Below are 14,148 nucleotides of genomic sequence, written 5' to 3'. Positions count from 1 at the left end.
GAAATTCGCGGTGTTTCCTATCAGTCTGGTTCTCTTACCCTGCTAAACCTTGGAACATGTTTCCAAAGCCGGGCATGTCTTGTTTCAAGGTTTCCAGCCATGCAGCCGGTTGCCAAATTTCCACACAGATTACTGCTCCGACGATCATGACTTCTTGGTTGGTATTGACGTCGAGGAACTCTCGAAAACCTTCAGGAACCAGCAATCGCGAACGATTTGCCAGCTTCACCGTCTTCGAACGTGTGGACAAAAGTCGGCCTAATCGCTGAACTTCATCCCAACGTTGTTCCATTCGACCAGCTTGGATGCGTTGCTTGATCAGCCCGACGCCGTCGTCCATTCGCTTCTGCCATTCGGCGGCTCGCCACAGACTGAGACATCCATAGCGTTCCTTGGCAATAATGGTTTCCCCTTCTTCATCGGTCACGGCGGTCGCCATCTCGGTCGGAAGGGAAACGCGAAAGCGATCATCAATGGTCCTTTTGACCTCGCCAGTGATGAACGTTTCCGGCGGCATTACGAATCCTGCCAGTCGTTGACTTCAAACCTCCCCTGTTGAACGCAGCCGATCGATCCGTGGCAGCAAACTCATTGTTGGGCAGTAGTCCCACAATGTATTGTGGTCAGAAGCCACATTGGGAAGAAAACCCACAACACACGTACTTTACCCAGGCCGCACGTGAAAGGCAAATCTGTTTTTCCCGATTTGGGCGGAAATCCCACAGATTTGTTCCGTCAGACGGCCAAGAAACTCTGCCCGGGGCTTCCGCCCCATCGTACTCCATGGGAAAACGAGTGGGATTCCTGCCCACAGACTCAAGCGGGACCCAGAAAGTTGGCGGAGGCGACGTAAGATCGGCCGGACGTCGGTTGGTAAACTCTGACGGTTAGAATGATTTTGTGGATTTGACTTCAGCACCGCTGGATGCCTGCCGATAAATGAAACTGTCAGCGGAGTTCGCTTCGCCGACGCGTTCTCAAAGATCCGAGGAAGTCCGAATTCTTGAAGAACTCGCGGGTTTCTTGGTGTTGGGTCACGCGATACTTTGGAGATCGTTCCAAGATCATTCCGGACGGGAGTCGCAAAACTGTTCGAGACACTTGACTTTAAGTCTTGCATCTCTTTACAGTTGAGACGAACGGACGTCACTCCCCAAGGATGTGATCTTGCCCGAACTGATTCTCCGGGAGATCGGAAACGTGACCAAAAAAGAGATCGTCAAAGCCATCTCCGAGGAACTCAACCTTCCCCAGTTGAAGACCAAAGAGATCGTTCAGAAAACTTTCGATGCCATCATCGACACTCTCGTTCGGGAGTCCCGAATCGAGTTGCGAAATTTTGGTGTCTTTGAAGTCAAGAAACGAGCGGCCCGCAAGGCCAGAAACCCCAGAACCGGTGATCCGGTGGAAGTCGCGGAAAAATACGTCGTGACTTTCAAACCGGGTAAGGAAATGGAAGAACGAGTTCGGCAAATGGAAGAAGAAGACCGGTTGGCGAGGACGCAACAAAATGCGTCACCGACTCAACCATCTTCTCCGCCAAATCCGAATACGTATTCGCAAGAATATGGTTCGGCTCAGCCGTCGTCTCCGCTCCCTTACAACGAATCACCCGGTCATGGGCAATCGTAACTGAACATGATCCGGTTGGCCTCGAACGGCACCGGCGAATGACAACATGGAAGTGAACCGCTGGAAGTGATACGGCGGTGTCGATCAGTTCAACGGGACCGAATCACGCCCTGTTCAGGGAGGAACATGATGCGTAAATTCTTCTGCACCGTGGCGTTGTTGGCGATGATAACGGTCCAGGCGGGTTGTTTCATTCCGCTTTATTCCTCGTCGCCAGACGTGCGTGCGAAACAGCTGATTAACCAGTCGGAAAGTATGCGACATATCCCGGAAATCTGGGAACGCATCTGGTTTCTCGACATGCCTGACTTGCTCACGCCTTACCGGACGCATGGCGGTGTGATCTAGACCGCAGAGCAACAAGAGCAGAGGGCCGGAATGTTGAGTTCCCCTGGCCTTCTGTTTGGCTCTCCACTCACTGCCCTCCGCACTCCGACGGATCGTATTCGGCTGAGTAGCTAAGGGTCCTGAGAGCACATTTGTGTGCCTGAGTGATGAAAGTCGTCACGGGAATCTGCAACGCGTTGCCGATCGGCTTTGCGAATTGTACGATGAGTTTTTCCTCGTACCTTTTGCAAATGAGTGCTTTGCGACGTGTCGAATCTAATTGTCCGATTGAACCGTCTTGAACTCGCCAATCCCATTCTCGTGGCGTCCGGTACATTCGGTTACGCGCGAGAAATGGCGGCATTTATTCCGTTCGAACAGCTGGGTGGCGTGGTGCCTAAAACCATCACGCCCCATCCGCGTGCCGGGAATGCTCCCCCGCGGACGATCGAAACCGCCTCGGGCTTGCTCAACTCGATTGGCCTCGACAACGACGGTCTCGAGACGTTCCTGTCGAAGCATCTCGATTATCTACTTGGCTTAAAAACCAAGATCATTGCGAACATCGCCGCTAAGACGATCGATGAGTTCGCGATGATGGCCCGACGACTCAATGAGTTCCCCACGCTCGGTGGGTTAGAACTCAACATCTCTTGTCCAAACGTCAGTGGCGGTGTCGATTTCGGTACCGATCCCGAGTTGGCCTCCGAAGTCGTGCAGGCCGTGCGTGAGGCATGTAGTCTCCCCGTCATCGCGAAGCTGACTCCGAATGTCACGAGTGTGCCCCGCATTGCGGAAGCCGTCCGAACCGCCGGTGCAGACGCGGTGTCCTTGGTGAACACGTTCCAAGGATTGGCGGTCGATTGGAAACGTCGTCGGCCGATTCTCGGGGGCAATTTTGGCGGCCTCAGTGGGCCGGCCATCAAACCGCTGGCGTTGCGAGTGGTTTGCCAAGTTGCACAGGCGGTCGACATTCCGATCATCGCAGTGGGCGGAATTGCCAATGTCACGGACGTGCTGGAATTCCTCGTTGCGGGGGCGTCGGCTGTTCAAATCGGGACGGCCAACTTCTACAATCCGAAACTCGCCGGAGAGTTGGTCGAGCAACTGGCTCAGGTCTTGCGAGACGAAAACATCCAAGACGTCTCGGAACTGGTCGGAACCTTGCAACTCAACGAACCTCAGTCAACGCAGGCCGTGCTGGGCACGCCACCTGTCACTGACGTCACGCCATGATCAACCTCAACCGGCAACGAGAACTATAACACTTGGGTGCCACCGACTCTGCCAGTGCAAACAACCGGAGTCGGCCAATCCACGAAGCACTGGCGAAGCCAGTGGCACCCCATTCAAATTGACAACTGACCGAACATTACGAAACGGTGCATAACATGAGTCCAAGAGTCCTGTCGGGAATTCAGCCCACCGGACGATTTCACTGGGGGAATTATTTTGGCGCGATCCGCCAATACATTTCCCTGCAGGACCACGATCAAGCGTTCTACTTCATTGCGGATTATCACGCTCTGACGACGGTTCGTGATCCCAAGGTACTCCGTGGTTTTATACAGGATGCCGCCATCGACCTGCTGGCGCTCGGTCTCGACCCCGCGAAGGCAGCGTTGTTTCGACAATCGGATGTCCCAGAGATTCCCGAACTCACGTGGCTGTTGATGACGGTCACGCAGATGCACCTGCTCGAAAAATGTCACGCCTATAAAGACAAGAAAGAAAAAGGTATCGCCGCCGACGCCGGGCTGTTCACGTATCCCGTGCTGATGGCCGCCGACATTTTGGCGTATGACAGCGACATTGTGCCGGTCGGACTAGATCAGGTGCAGCACATTGAAGTCACCCGTGATCTCGCCCAGCGGTTCAATCACCTCTACGGCGAGACGTTTGTGCTGCCGAACGCAAAGGTGCTCGACAACACCGCGAAAGTGCCCGGCACGGACGGCGAGAAGATGTCTAAAAGCTACGGGAACATCATCGAACTATTCATGCCTGCGAAGAAACTGCGGAAGAAAATCATGTCGATCAAGACGGACTCCACCCCAATGGAGGACCCGAAAGATCCCGAAACCTGCTCGGTCTATACGCTCTACAAGCTGTTCGCAGATGAAACCCAGCAGGCGGCACTCGCCGAGCGTTACCGTGCCGGCGGAATGGGTTACGGTGAAGCGAAGCAAACGTTGTACGAAGCCGCCATGGAGTATTTTGGGGAAGCCCGCGATCGTCGAGCCGACTTGGAACAACGCCCTGACGACGTCGAACAGATCCTGCAAGACGGTGCCGTTCGTGCCCGAGCCAAAGCCCGCGAAGTCTTGGATCGCGCCAAGTCCGCATGCGGATTAACCGCGAGGCCGTCATGACGAACGCGACTCTCAGGAATCGCTGGGCGTGCTACGCACTCTGTGCTGTTCTGACGGGTATACTCTCGTTCGTCGTGGCTCATCTGCCGGTGCAATTGCAGAAGCCAATTATCACGGCGATTTGGCTCGGCGGGTTGATTGGCGCGATGGTCGCTTGGCTAGCCAACACCTATGCCGTTCACACGTCACGTCGGATCATCGCAGTCGCGGCATGCCTGGGCGTTGTGGCCTCCATCAGTGTGACCGGGCAACGCTATTGGATGTACCGTCAAGTCAAGACCGAAGAATATCTCGGCGACCTAAATGAAGGACGTACAAGCTCGAATAACACGCCGGACGTTTTCTCTGCGAACACGTTGCCTGCAGCAAATCTTCGTGAGCAATTTCGCGAGGAACGTGAAGCCGCCTTGGAAAGAATTCTGCCGTTTGGGGTCTATCTGCAAACGCGATTGGCTGCTTTTTACACTTCCGAGAAACCATCTACGAAACAAATTGCAATCGCGTTCTGGACGCTCGAAATTCTGCTTGCTGGTGTTGCGTCGGGGAGCGTATCGTTGATGACGGTTCGGTCTTTGCATTCAACGGAGACGCCCGCATGACGATCATCGGATTGGGGACGGACATCGTTGAAATCGTGCGGATCGGTCGGATGATCGAACGGCACGGCGAACTGTTCTTGCGGAAGATCTACACCGACGAGGAAATCAAGTACTGCCAACGTCGACGGGATTCGTATCCCAATTTCGCCGGTCGCTGGGCTGCGAAAGAAGCGGTGATGAAGACACTCGGCACGGGCGTCAGTCAGGGCGTGAGTTGGCAAAACGTCGAGGTCGTTTCGCTGCCATCGGGGGCACCCAAGTTGCGAGTTCGCGGCGGAGCTTGGGATTATGCTCAGACTTTGGGGATTGATGATTTTCTGATTACGATCTCGCATTGCCGATCTCACGCGACGGCAACGGCGATCGCCATTCGCAACGATTGAACGCGACCCACGGAACATATCATGAATGAACCGCAATCAACCGCAGATGCCGCTCACGCCGACATCGGTTTGGTGTGTGCATTGGCGATCGAGGTCAATCCCCTGCTCGATCGTTGCAGTCGCGTCCGCAAATACACCGGCGGCAAATTCACGTTTCGCGGCGGACGGTATGACGATATCCGGATTGCCGTCGTGCAAGCGGGAATGGGTTTCGCGAATGCACGGCGTGCGACACGGGCAATGCTTGAAGCTCACACTCCGCCATGGGTAATCTCCTGCGGTTTTTCGGGAGCGCTGCGAGATGGAATGCGTGTCGGCGATATCGTGCTGGCGAACAGCATTGTCGACACGCATGGGCAATCGATGAAGCTCGATCTCGGCATGTCCGCTGACCCGAAGAACGGTTTGCACGTGGGTCGGTTGCTCACGGCTGATGAGATGGTTCGCACGATCGAGGAAAAAAAAGAACTCGCTGAAAAACATAATGCGATTGCAGTCGATATGGAATCACTCGCAGTCGCACAGGTCTGCCAGGAAATGAACACGAGATTCCTCGCCGTTCGTGTGATCAGTGACGACCTCTCGACCGACTTGCCCCCGGAAGTGCTCAGCATACTCGGTTCAAGTGGTTCCGTGCGGGTGGGAGCGGCCGTTTCATCGCTGTGGAAACGCCCTAGCAGTGCCAAAGACATGTGGCGGTTGCGTCAACAAGCCACTAACGCAGCCGGTCGTTTGGCGACATTCCTCGATGGCATCCTTGTACAACTCCACGCCGCTGCGAATTCATAAGTGACGACCGGAAGCCAATGGAATTGATTGGATGCGGTGCCTGCAACGCGGTTCCATCCATGGGGGCATCCAGCTTGCCCCGGATGTGGTCACTGCCCGGCATGCGGCCGACCTCGGATCGATACCAAAACGCTGCGTCGAGATTGGAAGTGCGAGACCTGCGGAATCGCGTTTTGTTACTCCTGTGGACGCTGTCATGCGTGCGGGCAACTTCGTTTTGCCAATATTGGAGTTTGCGACTGCGGTTATCCGAACGACGAACAAACGCTGCAAGAGACCGAAAAGGCTTTTGGTACCGTCAGTGGGCCTGAATCGGGATGTCTTTCGAGCATCCTCGTGGCAATCCTGGCCTGTCTTTCGATCATTCTGCTCATGATTCTTCCGACTTAGCCGCCGTTCGTTGTAAGCGTTCTTCCGAGCGATCGAGCACCACATCGACAATTTTCGGATGCAAACCCAGCGGTGGACACAGTTCGAATTTCACGTTCGGGAACTTTGTTTCTGCATCCTGGCGATGTTGTTCCAAGTCTTCGATGACGTGCACGCCCGCTGAGAGAAAATACGGCAGTAGTCGCACGCACGTGATTCCCGGTTGCACACTTGCGGCAATTCCGTCAGGGATTGTCGGTGTGGTCAGTTCGAGGTACGCGACTTCGACGACAGCAAACTCGCATCGCTTCCGCACCTGAGCGGCCAGTTCGACAAGATCGGCATTGGCCTCTGGCCGCCGACTCCCGTGGGCAATCAGCAAAATCGCGATGGATTGTTGTTGAACCGACATGAAATCAGTTTCTCACTTCGGAAGGCTGTTGAACAGTTGTGACCGGTTCATAACGACCGCATAATAGTTATGCCACACGATCGTATCGGATTTCGATCGACTGTGTCCAAGTGGCACGTGTGAAATGACATGGGTTTTCGGGCCGCCCAACGGACACCACAATTCTGAGGAATCGACCACGTTAACGGATCTTAGTCGCTAGGCCATGCACGGACAGAGGGCATTCAGGAATTTGTGACATTCATGCGGCAAGGAGAGGATCATTGGAATGATGGATTGCGAGAACACATTGTCGGCGGGTAATTGAGGCGTCATGGACATTGAACAAATTGGACCGTACCTCATCGATCATAAGATCGGCAGCGGTGGCATGGGGACCGTCTATCTCGCTCATCATGAAGACACCGGCGAACAAGTTGCGTTAAAAACTCTGTCACCGACTCTCGCCCGCGAATCGGGTTTTGTGCAGCGGTTTCATCAGGAAATTCACTCGTTAGCCCAGCTCACGAATCCGCATGTCGTGCGGCTAATCGACAGCGGTGCAGCCAACGACACGTATTACTACGCGATGGAATACGTTGAGGGTGAAACTGTCACGCAGCGATTGCGAAAGGTCAAAAAGTTTCCTTGGGAAGAAGTCGTCGATATTGCGATTCAAGTTTGCTCAGGTTTGAAAGCTGCGCACGACGCTGGAATTATTCACCGCGATATCAAGCCGTCGAACTTACTCCTTGCCGATGATGGCCAAGTTAAATTGACGGACTTTGGGATCGCCAAATTGTTCGCGGCGGGGAAGCTTACAGCGACGGATGGCATCATCGGGACGGCTGAGTATATGTCTCCCGAACAGGCTCAAGGGAAACGAGTCACCAATTCGAGCGATTTGTACTCGCTGGGTGCCGTGATGTATACGATGCTCACGGGACGTCCGCCGTACACCGGCAAGACGGCTTTGGAAGTCATCCAGAAACACAAGTTCGGGCAGTTTGACCGCCCGGCCCGCTATGTCGAAAACCTTCCGCATTGGCTCGACGACATTGTGTGCGGATTGCTCAGCAAATCGCCCGATGATCGTCCACCGGATGCTTATGTGCTTTCGCGTCGACTGCAGGAAGTGCTCAAAAAGGTGGAACTCAGTCAATCAGACGAGACTCGCGACGCTCCCATGGCAAACACCTCGGCAGTGGGAGCAGCGCCAACGCAAGCACCGCACGAGCAGGTTGTCGAGGGCACGTTGGTGCGGGATCTTGTTCGCCGGGAATTAGACAAACTCAATCAAAAATCCCCGATCGAGCGGTTTTTCGATAACATTTGGGTGCTGACGACTCTGTTAGTGCTAGTCATCGCGGGTGGTTTTTGGTGGTTTCGTGACAAACCACAAGAAGTCGGCACGACTCCCGTGATTGATGTCCCGCCTGCGGTCCCAACGACGAACGACACTTCAGTTCCTCGACAGGCGATTACTCGTCTCAATGCATGGCTCAACACAAGTTCTCCGACCGATGTCGATTTCTTCGTCCGGGAAGTTGTGCAAGACCTCAGAGATGGTAAGTTGCGATTGGCCCAACAGAAACTCTCCGCGTTGCGGACCTTGATTGGGGCAACTGAGGATGAGAAACTGGCGAAGTTGCGCGATGAAGTTTTGCCGAGTGTTCAGGCAAAAATCGACGAAGCTCTCAGCGAACTTTCGACCGGTGGGTTTCCGCCAGCGTTGATCGAACAATCGCTGGCAAATGCCGAAATCCTGGTCGACGAGGGACGCCTTGCGGAAGCGCGGGAAATCTGGAACAGTATCGTCCTGTTGTACGAGTCTGATCCGCGTGCGTTCACATTGATTGAAGACGTTCGCAGTCGACTCGCTGATTCTGAGTCAGCTCCTTCCGCCGAATAGACCGACCCATGACCGACCCTCTCGATCTGAAATCTAGTATTCGTACCATTGCGGATTTCCCGAAACCGGGGATTCGATTCCGCGATATCACGACGCTGTTGGCCTCACCTTCCGCATTCCAAAAAACGATTGATCAGTTCGCGGATCGTTATCAGAACCAAGGTGTCACGGCGATTATCGCAGCTGAAGCTCGGGGGTTTATCTTTGCCGCTCCGTTGGCTCTGCGATTGAATGCCCGTTTCATCCCTGTTCGTAAGCCGGGCAAGTTGCCGTTTGAGACCCATTCCTTTCAATACCAATTGGAATACGGTTTCGACACACTCGAAATGCATGCCGACGCTCTGAATGCCGACGATCACGTACTTATGCTAGACGATCTGCTCGCCACCGGTGGCACGATGGAAGCCTGTATGCGGATCACAGAGAAACTCGGGGCGAATATCGTCGGGGCGGCGTTTGTGATTGAACTTCCGTTTCTTAACGGTCGGCAACGGTTGGAACCCCATGATGTCTATTCGCTTGTTCAATACTCGGCAGAGGAGTAAATGATGCCCGGGGACGTGGCGTCGACGGACGATGACGACAAGCAGGCCACAGTCAAACGCTGTGAGCAAGTCATGGCTCATCTGTGGATGGTCCGAACGTTCGTCAAGCACAGTGACGAAGTCGAAGATTTCCCGGAGTTGATGATGACTGCTCGGTCGATCTTCGACACGGCACGTGCGTTAGAAACACGCATCGACGACCCGGCAGCCTACCTCCACATGTTGCGGAAAAAGATCGGGAAACTAAGGGCGGCGGCGGAGCAATTCAAGATCGACGCCCCACAAGCTTCGTTGCATACGAACTTTCAACAAGCCGTCATTTCCTTCGACGCCGGTGTGAGCGAACTAGAATCGCTTCTGGCTCGACACTCGTAACCGTTCGAAGAAGCTTGTGTGCCGGTGAAAAATCTGGTCTCGCGGCTTGTCCGGTATTGAACTATGATTAGAGATTAAGGCTGAGGCCGTCATGGATTGATGTGTCAGCTTGTCTTTTGAATTCACCGGACCGGAACGGTCACGCGGAATGGAATCCACAGTTTGCCCAATTGAAACGCCAGAAGACCCGACAGCACCGGCTCCCGGCTGGTTGGCTGTCTCACGGGGAGTGGCATTGTTTCTGGGCACGCTGGCATGGTTGAACTTACTCGGTGATCTTCGTCAAGTCGGACCGGTTGCGACATTGTGGTGGATCGATGGGGTGTCGGTCGCTCGACCGATGGCACGTGGCGCTCTGGCGTTAGCTGCGATCCTGTTGACCGGTTTCGCGGTTGCTCCACGCTTCCCATTGCCTTTGCGTTTGCTCACGATCTGCGGATTGCTGGCAGTGTTCGCGTTGGCCCTGCAGCGAACGTTTCAACACTACCAGTTCGGGGCTCTGGCTGGTCCATCGAACCGAATTCTGTTCCCGCTTTCGCTGCAGATGGCGGCTTACATTGCCACTGTGCTGGTCGGATTGCTTGCCGGTCGACGGGGCGTGGAACATCCCTGGCGTGACGGATTTGTCGCTGCAGTCGCTGTTTGCGTGTGTCTGGCCGGATTTCCATTGGCCCAAATGCAATGTGTGGGAGCTTGTCCGTCAACCGAGACGGCGGAAGCTGTGATCGTCTTCGGCTTCCGAGACGACTATCAAAGTCTGACAGATACCGAACTGAACGATCGCGTCGAATCGGCCGTTCAATTTTTGGCACCGGAAACGACGACCAAAATCGTGTTATGTCGACAGCCCAGTTCGACTGATCCGACCCAGAATTCCATTCAGCCAAAGACACAGGTCTTCGATTGCAACACGTTGGCAGAATCCGTCGAAACGACGATCCAATGGGCCAATGATCAGCACCTGAAGCGGTTGGCGATTGTCGGTGACAACTATCTTTTGCCACGCACGAAGTTGCGATTGCAACAAGCCGGTTTCGTTGTCCAGTCGGTCCCGGTGAATCACCGAGACCAAACGACCAGACGTTGGCGACTCGTTGTGCATGAAGTCGCCGCGTTGTGGTGGTGGTATCTTCGGCCTTTGGGATGAGCGTCTCTGTCGACTATGCGGCAGATGGATCGCCACCTTCGTCAAAGACGCCAAAGCGACGAAACTTTTCGTAGCGACGGTTAAGGAGTTCGTCTTTCGGGATTGCGTGCAGTTCCTTCAGGGCGGCGTTGAGGGAACCACGAAGCATTGTCGCCATCGCCCGGTGATCCCGATGGGCACCGCCCAATGGTTCTGAAATGACTTCGTCGATCACACCCAGTTGAGCCAAGTCCGGGGCGGTAAATTTCAACGCTTTGGCGGCTTTATCTTTGTGTTCCACGCCCTTCCAAAGAATGCCGGCACATCCTTCGGGGCTGATCACGGAGTAATACGCGAACTGCAGGACCGCAACGTGATCTCCAATCCCGATTCCTAATGCGCCACCAGAACCGCCTTCGCCGATAACCACGCACACGATCGGCGTGTTGAGCATCGACATTTCCCGCAGATTCAATGCGATACTGTACGAGATGCCACGTTCTTCCGCATCCACACCGGGATAGGCACCAGGTGTGTCGATCAGGCAAATAATCGGAATTTTAAATTTCGCTGCCAACTGCATTTTACCAAGGGCTTTTCGATACCCTTCCGGATGAGCACAGCCGTAGTAGCACTCATTTCGTTCCTTCAGCGTGCGACCCTTCTGCTGACCGACGAGGAGCACTTTATGATCATCGAGTTTCGCAAAGCCGGTGATGATCGCACGGTCGTCACCGAAGGCTTTGTCGCCGTGAAGCTCAACGAACTCGTCAAAGACCAATTCCAGATAATCCAGGGTCTGTGGACGACTTCCGTGTCGAGAGACTAAACAGACCTGCGCCGGGTCGAGGTTCTCGAAAATCTCCCGCTTCATTCGCGCGATTTCGACACGCATGTTGCGAATGGCGTCTTTGGTACCGGGAGTGGGGTCGGGTTGGTTTTCGAGGATTTCGAGTTGCTGTTCCAATTCGTAAATCGGACGCTCGAAAGGCAGGATGTTGATGGGAGCCATAGTCAATCGATTTCTTGTGGTTCGGGGAACCCTATCGCTGTTCTCAAAATTCGGTCCGGATAGAATAGCAGTCACCCGACCGATTGAAAACATTGCCTCCCTCTTCCCGATGGAATCAAGACCTACAAATGAGTGAACAACCGCGTGACTGGGACAAACGTTACCGTGATGGAGACATGCCCTGGGACTCGGGGTTGCCGTCGCGGGAGTTGTTGCGTGTGCTCGACGAGGAGTCAATCAGAATCGGATCGGCTTTGGAACTGGGATGTGGCACCGGCACGAACGCGGTCGCATTGGCCGAGCGGGGATTTTCGGTGACCGCAGTCGATCTGTCTCCAACTGCGTTGGCTGTGGCGAAGGAAAAAGCACAGGCTGCCGGAGTCGTCGTCGATTGGCGTTGCGATGACATAACGGCGATTTCGTTTCGTGAAACCCCAATGGATTTCATTTTCGATCGCGGCTGTTACCACTGTGTTCGCAAGATCGATTTGCCGGGATTTCAGAAAGCCGTGTTGTCGGCCTGTCGTGAAGGCACGCAAATGCTATTAATTACCGGCAATGCGAACGCTGCAGGTTCCGGCGGTCCGCCCCGTTTATCGGCCGACGAAATCCGAGCGGACTGGGCTCCGTGGTTCGAGATCGAATTCTTGCGAGAGATTCACCTCGAAGATGCCGGTGGTGTCGAAGGACCGTTGGCGTGGTCCTGTCTGATGCGACGAAATTCACAGTCGAGCACTTGGGCGGAAGACAATTAATCGGAAAGGTATTGGAGTTTCGTGTACGATTTGATCGGAGATATCCACGGACATGCGGACGCGTTGGTTCGCTTGCTCGAAAAGTTAGGTTATGCGGAATTCGATGGGGTTTATCGTCATCCGAAACGACGGGTAGTGTTTCTTGGAGATTACATCGATCGCGGTCCCGAAATTGCCCGAACCCTGAAGATTGTCCGGGCTATGGTCGAAGCAGATACCGCAATCGCGTTGATGGGAAACCATGAGTTCAATGCTTTAGCATATTTTCTAAAGTGGCCTGATCGGGAATCATCCTCGGAGCCCGATGCGTGGGTCCGTCCGCATACCTCGGTCAAGACTCATCAACTCTCAGCGACTATGGAGCAGTTCGGAGCCACTCCAGAGTCGTGTTCTGATGAACTCCGCGATGCCTTGGAGTGGTTCCGCACGCTGCCCATGTGGTTGGAACTTGACGGCTTTCGGGCGGCTCATGCATGTTGGGATTGGGAACAGATCCAACTCATCGAGGAATCCACAGTCATCGGCGATCAACCGCTATGGACCGACGAATTCTTCTACCAAGCCGGTCGGCCGGGCACACTGTTGTTCAAAGCCGTCGAGGAGATTCTCAAAGGCAAAGAGATTCGACTACCACCGGGATCGCGACACGTCGATAAAGACGGTCACGCACGGTCAGCGGTTCGGGCTCAGTGGTACCGCTTGCCGGACGGCGAAACATTCCAAACCTATGCGTTGCCACCGAACCAGGAATACCCGGACGATTTGATCACCGAGTACGCACACATCCGCCCGTATCCAGTGAGCGAGCCACCGATGTTCTGTGGACACTATTGGCTCCGAGGCGAGTGTCCGGAGCTATTGGCCCCGAACATCGCGTGTCTCGATTGGAGCGTGGCCAAAGATGGCTTTCTGTGCGGCTATCGTTGGGACGGCGAGAACGAACTCTCCGAAGACAAGTTCGTCTGGGTTCCCGCGAAATCGTGATCGGCAAAGAACCCGACGACAACCGTGCAAGAATCATTTCGAAGTCAGTTGGAAGTCGATCGTCTGACTGCCACTTTCGACAGTTTCTTCCAGTTCCGAATTGGTATTGTACCTGTCAGGGACGATTTCCTGGTCAGTCTTGGCATCGGGGTCTTCTTCGACCGCTTCTCCCGAGTCTTGGCTAAACTCAGGACCACCACCGACGGTAAAAATCCGCACGGTTTTGGGACCTGGTTGGATGCCGGATTTTTCGGTGTTGAACATCAGATGGTAGGTGCCGGATGAATCCGTAAGACCATAGGAATAGCCACCGCCTTCGTTCTCGAATTTGACGCGAGCATTCGGCAGTGGTTTGCCGTCCAACGTGATGGTGCCGCTGACTTCGGCCAAGTCGAGTTTGCTATAATCGGCTTTGGGCCGGCCATCACATCCAAAGCAAGCAGGCAATAGTAGAAAAGCAAAAACGAGCCGAGTCGTTGCGTGTCGTTTTTTATGATCAATCACTGGAAGCCTCAATTAACAAGCGGGTTTCGAGTCAGATTCTGAGGGGCCGGGAAGTCAGCAACATCGGACGATT

The 14,148-nt window shown here is 54.4% G+C and carries 17 protein-coding genes; 13 read left to right on the top strand and 4 right to left on the bottom strand.

Annotation, left to right across the window (positions count from 1 at the left end; all coding sequences use genetic code 11):
- Window positions 1-34: 34 nt before the first annotated feature.
- Window positions 35-517 carry a division/cell wall cluster transcriptional repressor MraZ gene (locus tag AC5DDB_RS01060; protein ID WP_491737809.1) on the bottom strand — a complete coding sequence of 161 codons (483 nt, stop codon included), beginning with the start codon at window positions 515-517 and terminating at the stop codon, window positions 35-37.
- 683 nt (window positions 518-1,200) lie between these two features.
- Between AC5DDB_RS01060 and AC5DDB_RS01055 the strand changes: the two genes are divergently transcribed.
- The 7 genes from AC5DDB_RS01055 to AC5DDB_RS01025 all read left to right on the top strand — a co-directional run bounded on the left by AC5DDB_RS01055 (window position 1,201) and on the right by AC5DDB_RS01025 (window position 6,102).
- A complete protein-coding gene (locus AC5DDB_RS01055) occupies window positions 1,201-1,632 on the top strand; it encodes an HU family DNA-binding protein (protein WP_491738055.1) in 432 nt (143 codons plus the stop codon).
- Window positions 1,633-1,758: 126 nt separating this feature from the next.
- Entirely contained in the window at window positions 1,759-1,980 is a 222-nt protein-coding gene (locus tag AC5DDB_RS01050; protein ID WP_491737808.1) for a hypothetical protein, read from the top strand.
- A 246-nt stretch (window positions 1,981-2,226) separates the two neighbouring features.
- Window positions 2,227-3,195, top strand: a complete 969-nt coding sequence (locus AC5DDB_RS01045; RefSeq protein ID WP_491737807.1) for a dihydroorotate dehydrogenase — start codon at window positions 2,227-2,229, stop codon at window positions 3,193-3,195.
- 155 nt (window positions 3,196-3,350) lie between these two features.
- Window positions 3,351-4,331 (top strand): tryptophan--tRNA ligase, encoded by a 981-nt coding sequence (gene trpS, locus AC5DDB_RS01040; RefSeq protein WP_491737806.1) that lies wholly within the window; start codon window positions 3,351-3,353, stop codon window positions 4,329-4,331.
- Window positions 4,328-4,930, top strand: a complete 603-nt coding sequence (locus AC5DDB_RS01035) for a hypothetical protein (RefSeq protein WP_491737805.1) — start codon at window positions 4,328-4,330, stop codon at window positions 4,928-4,930. Before trpS ends, AC5DDB_RS01035 begins: the two co-directional genes overlap by 4 nt.
- Window positions 4,927-5,313, top strand: coding sequence for a holo-ACP synthase (acpS, locus tag AC5DDB_RS01030; protein ID WP_491737804.1), 387 nt, complete (start codon window positions 4,927-4,929; stop codon window positions 5,311-5,313). Before AC5DDB_RS01035 ends, acpS begins: the two co-directional genes overlap by 4 nt.
- A 21-nt stretch (window positions 5,314-5,334) precedes the next feature.
- Window positions 5,335-6,102 carry a phosphorylase family protein gene (locus AC5DDB_RS01025; protein ID WP_491737803.1) on the top strand — a complete coding sequence of 256 codons (768 nt, stop codon included), beginning with the start codon at window positions 5,335-5,337 and terminating at the stop codon, window positions 6,100-6,102.
- A 370-nt stretch (window positions 6,103-6,472) separates the two neighbouring features.
- Here the strand turns inward: AC5DDB_RS01025 and AC5DDB_RS01020 are convergent, their stop codons facing one another.
- Entirely contained in the window at window positions 6,473-6,883 is a 411-nt protein-coding gene (locus tag AC5DDB_RS01020) for a sirohydrochlorin chelatase (protein WP_491737802.1), read from the bottom strand.
- A gap of 313 nt (window positions 6,884-7,196) precedes the next feature.
- On the opposite strand from AC5DDB_RS01020, the gene AC5DDB_RS01015 reads away from it, so the two are divergent.
- From AC5DDB_RS01015 to AC5DDB_RS01000, 4 genes are all read left to right on the top strand, one after another.
- The gene (locus tag AC5DDB_RS01015; protein ID WP_491737801.1) at window positions 7,197-8,774 is read left to right on the top strand and encodes a serine/threonine protein kinase; all 1,578 of its coding nucleotides are present in this window, start codon (window positions 7,197-7,199) and stop codon (window positions 8,772-8,774) included.
- 8 nt (window positions 8,775-8,782) lie between these two features.
- On the top strand, window positions 8,783-9,319 hold the full coding sequence (locus AC5DDB_RS01010) for an adenine phosphoribosyltransferase (RefSeq protein ID WP_491737800.1): 537 nt from the start codon (window positions 8,783-8,785) through the stop codon (window positions 9,317-9,319).
- Window positions 9,320-9,694, top strand: a complete 375-nt coding sequence (locus AC5DDB_RS01005; protein ID WP_491737799.1) for an amidohydrolase — start codon at window positions 9,320-9,322, stop codon at window positions 9,692-9,694.
- A 148-nt stretch (window positions 9,695-9,842) separates the two neighbouring features.
- The gene (locus tag AC5DDB_RS01000; RefSeq protein ID WP_491737798.1) at window positions 9,843-10,841 is read left to right on the top strand and encodes a YdcF family protein; all 999 of its coding nucleotides are present in this window, start codon (window positions 9,843-9,845) and stop codon (window positions 10,839-10,841) included.
- 13 nt (window positions 10,842-10,854) lie between these two features.
- Here AC5DDB_RS01000 and AC5DDB_RS00995 read toward each other — a convergent pair whose 3' ends face one another.
- Entirely contained in the window at window positions 10,855-11,832 is a 978-nt protein-coding gene (locus tag AC5DDB_RS00995) for an acetyl-CoA carboxylase carboxyltransferase subunit alpha (RefSeq protein ID WP_491737797.1), read from the bottom strand.
- 128 nt (window positions 11,833-11,960) lie between these two features.
- On the opposite strand from AC5DDB_RS00995, the gene AC5DDB_RS00990 reads away from it, so the two are divergent.
- Window positions 11,961-12,587, top strand: coding sequence for a class I SAM-dependent methyltransferase (locus AC5DDB_RS00990; RefSeq protein ID WP_491737796.1), 627 nt, complete (start codon window positions 11,961-11,963; stop codon window positions 12,585-12,587).
- Window positions 12,588-12,608: 21 nt separating this feature from the next.
- A complete protein-coding gene (locus tag AC5DDB_RS00985) occupies window positions 12,609-13,571 on the top strand; it encodes a metallophosphoesterase (RefSeq protein ID WP_491737795.1) in 963 nt (320 codons plus the stop codon).
- 33 nt (window positions 13,572-13,604) lie between these two features.
- Here the strand turns inward: AC5DDB_RS00985 and AC5DDB_RS00980 are convergent, their stop codons facing one another.
- On the bottom strand, window positions 13,605-14,075 hold the full coding sequence (locus AC5DDB_RS00980) for a carboxypeptidase-like regulatory domain-containing protein (protein ID WP_491737794.1): 471 nt from the start codon (window positions 14,073-14,075) through the stop codon (window positions 13,605-13,607).
- Window positions 14,076-14,148 lie beyond the last annotated feature (73 nt).

The sequence above is a fragment of the Thalassoroseus sp. genome (assembly GCF_984380535.1).
This window is presented reverse-complemented; position numbering and strand designations above follow the sequence as displayed.

Excerpts from the sequence above, each read along its gene's own strand:
- AC5DDB_RS01020 (WP_491737802.1), bottom strand. The coding sequence starts at position 6,883 with ATGTCGGTTCAACAACAATCCATCGCGATTTTGCTGATTGCCCACGGG.
- AC5DDB_RS01025 (WP_491737803.1), top strand. The coding sequence starts at position 5,335 with ATGAATGAACCGCAATCAACCGCAGATGCCGCTCACGCCGACATCGGT.
- acpS (WP_491737804.1), top strand. The coding sequence starts at position 4,927 with ATGACGATCATCGGATTGGGGACGGACATCGTTGAAATCGTGCGGATC.
- AC5DDB_RS01060 (WP_491737809.1), bottom strand. The coding sequence starts at position 517 with ATGCCGCCGGAAACGTTCATCACTGGCGAGGTCAAAAGGACCATTGAT.
- AC5DDB_RS00995 (WP_491737797.1), bottom strand. The coding sequence starts at position 11,832 with ATGGCTCCCATCAACATCCTGCCTTTCGAGCGTCCGATTTACGAATTG.
- trpS (WP_491737806.1), top strand. The coding sequence starts at position 3,351 with ATGAGTCCAAGAGTCCTGTCGGGAATTCAGCCCACCGGACGATTTCAC.
- AC5DDB_RS01035 (WP_491737805.1), top strand. The coding sequence starts at position 4,328 with ATGACGAACGCGACTCTCAGGAATCGCTGGGCGTGCTACGCACTCTGT.
- AC5DDB_RS01015 (WP_491737801.1), top strand. The coding sequence starts at position 7,197 with ATGGACATTGAACAAATTGGACCGTACCTCATCGATCATAAGATCGGC.
- AC5DDB_RS01050 (WP_491737808.1), top strand. The coding sequence starts at position 1,759 with ATGATGCGTAAATTCTTCTGCACCGTGGCGTTGTTGGCGATGATAACG.
- AC5DDB_RS01005 (WP_491737799.1), top strand. The coding sequence starts at position 9,320 with ATGATGCCCGGGGACGTGGCGTCGACGGACGATGACGACAAGCAGGCC.
- AC5DDB_RS01000 (WP_491737798.1), top strand. The coding sequence starts at position 9,843 with ATGGAATCCACAGTTTGCCCAATTGAAACGCCAGAAGACCCGACAGCA.
- AC5DDB_RS00990 (WP_491737796.1), top strand. The coding sequence starts at position 11,961 with ATGAGTGAACAACCGCGTGACTGGGACAAACGTTACCGTGATGGAGAC.
- AC5DDB_RS01010 (WP_491737800.1), top strand. The coding sequence starts at position 8,783 with ATGACCGACCCTCTCGATCTGAAATCTAGTATTCGTACCATTGCGGAT.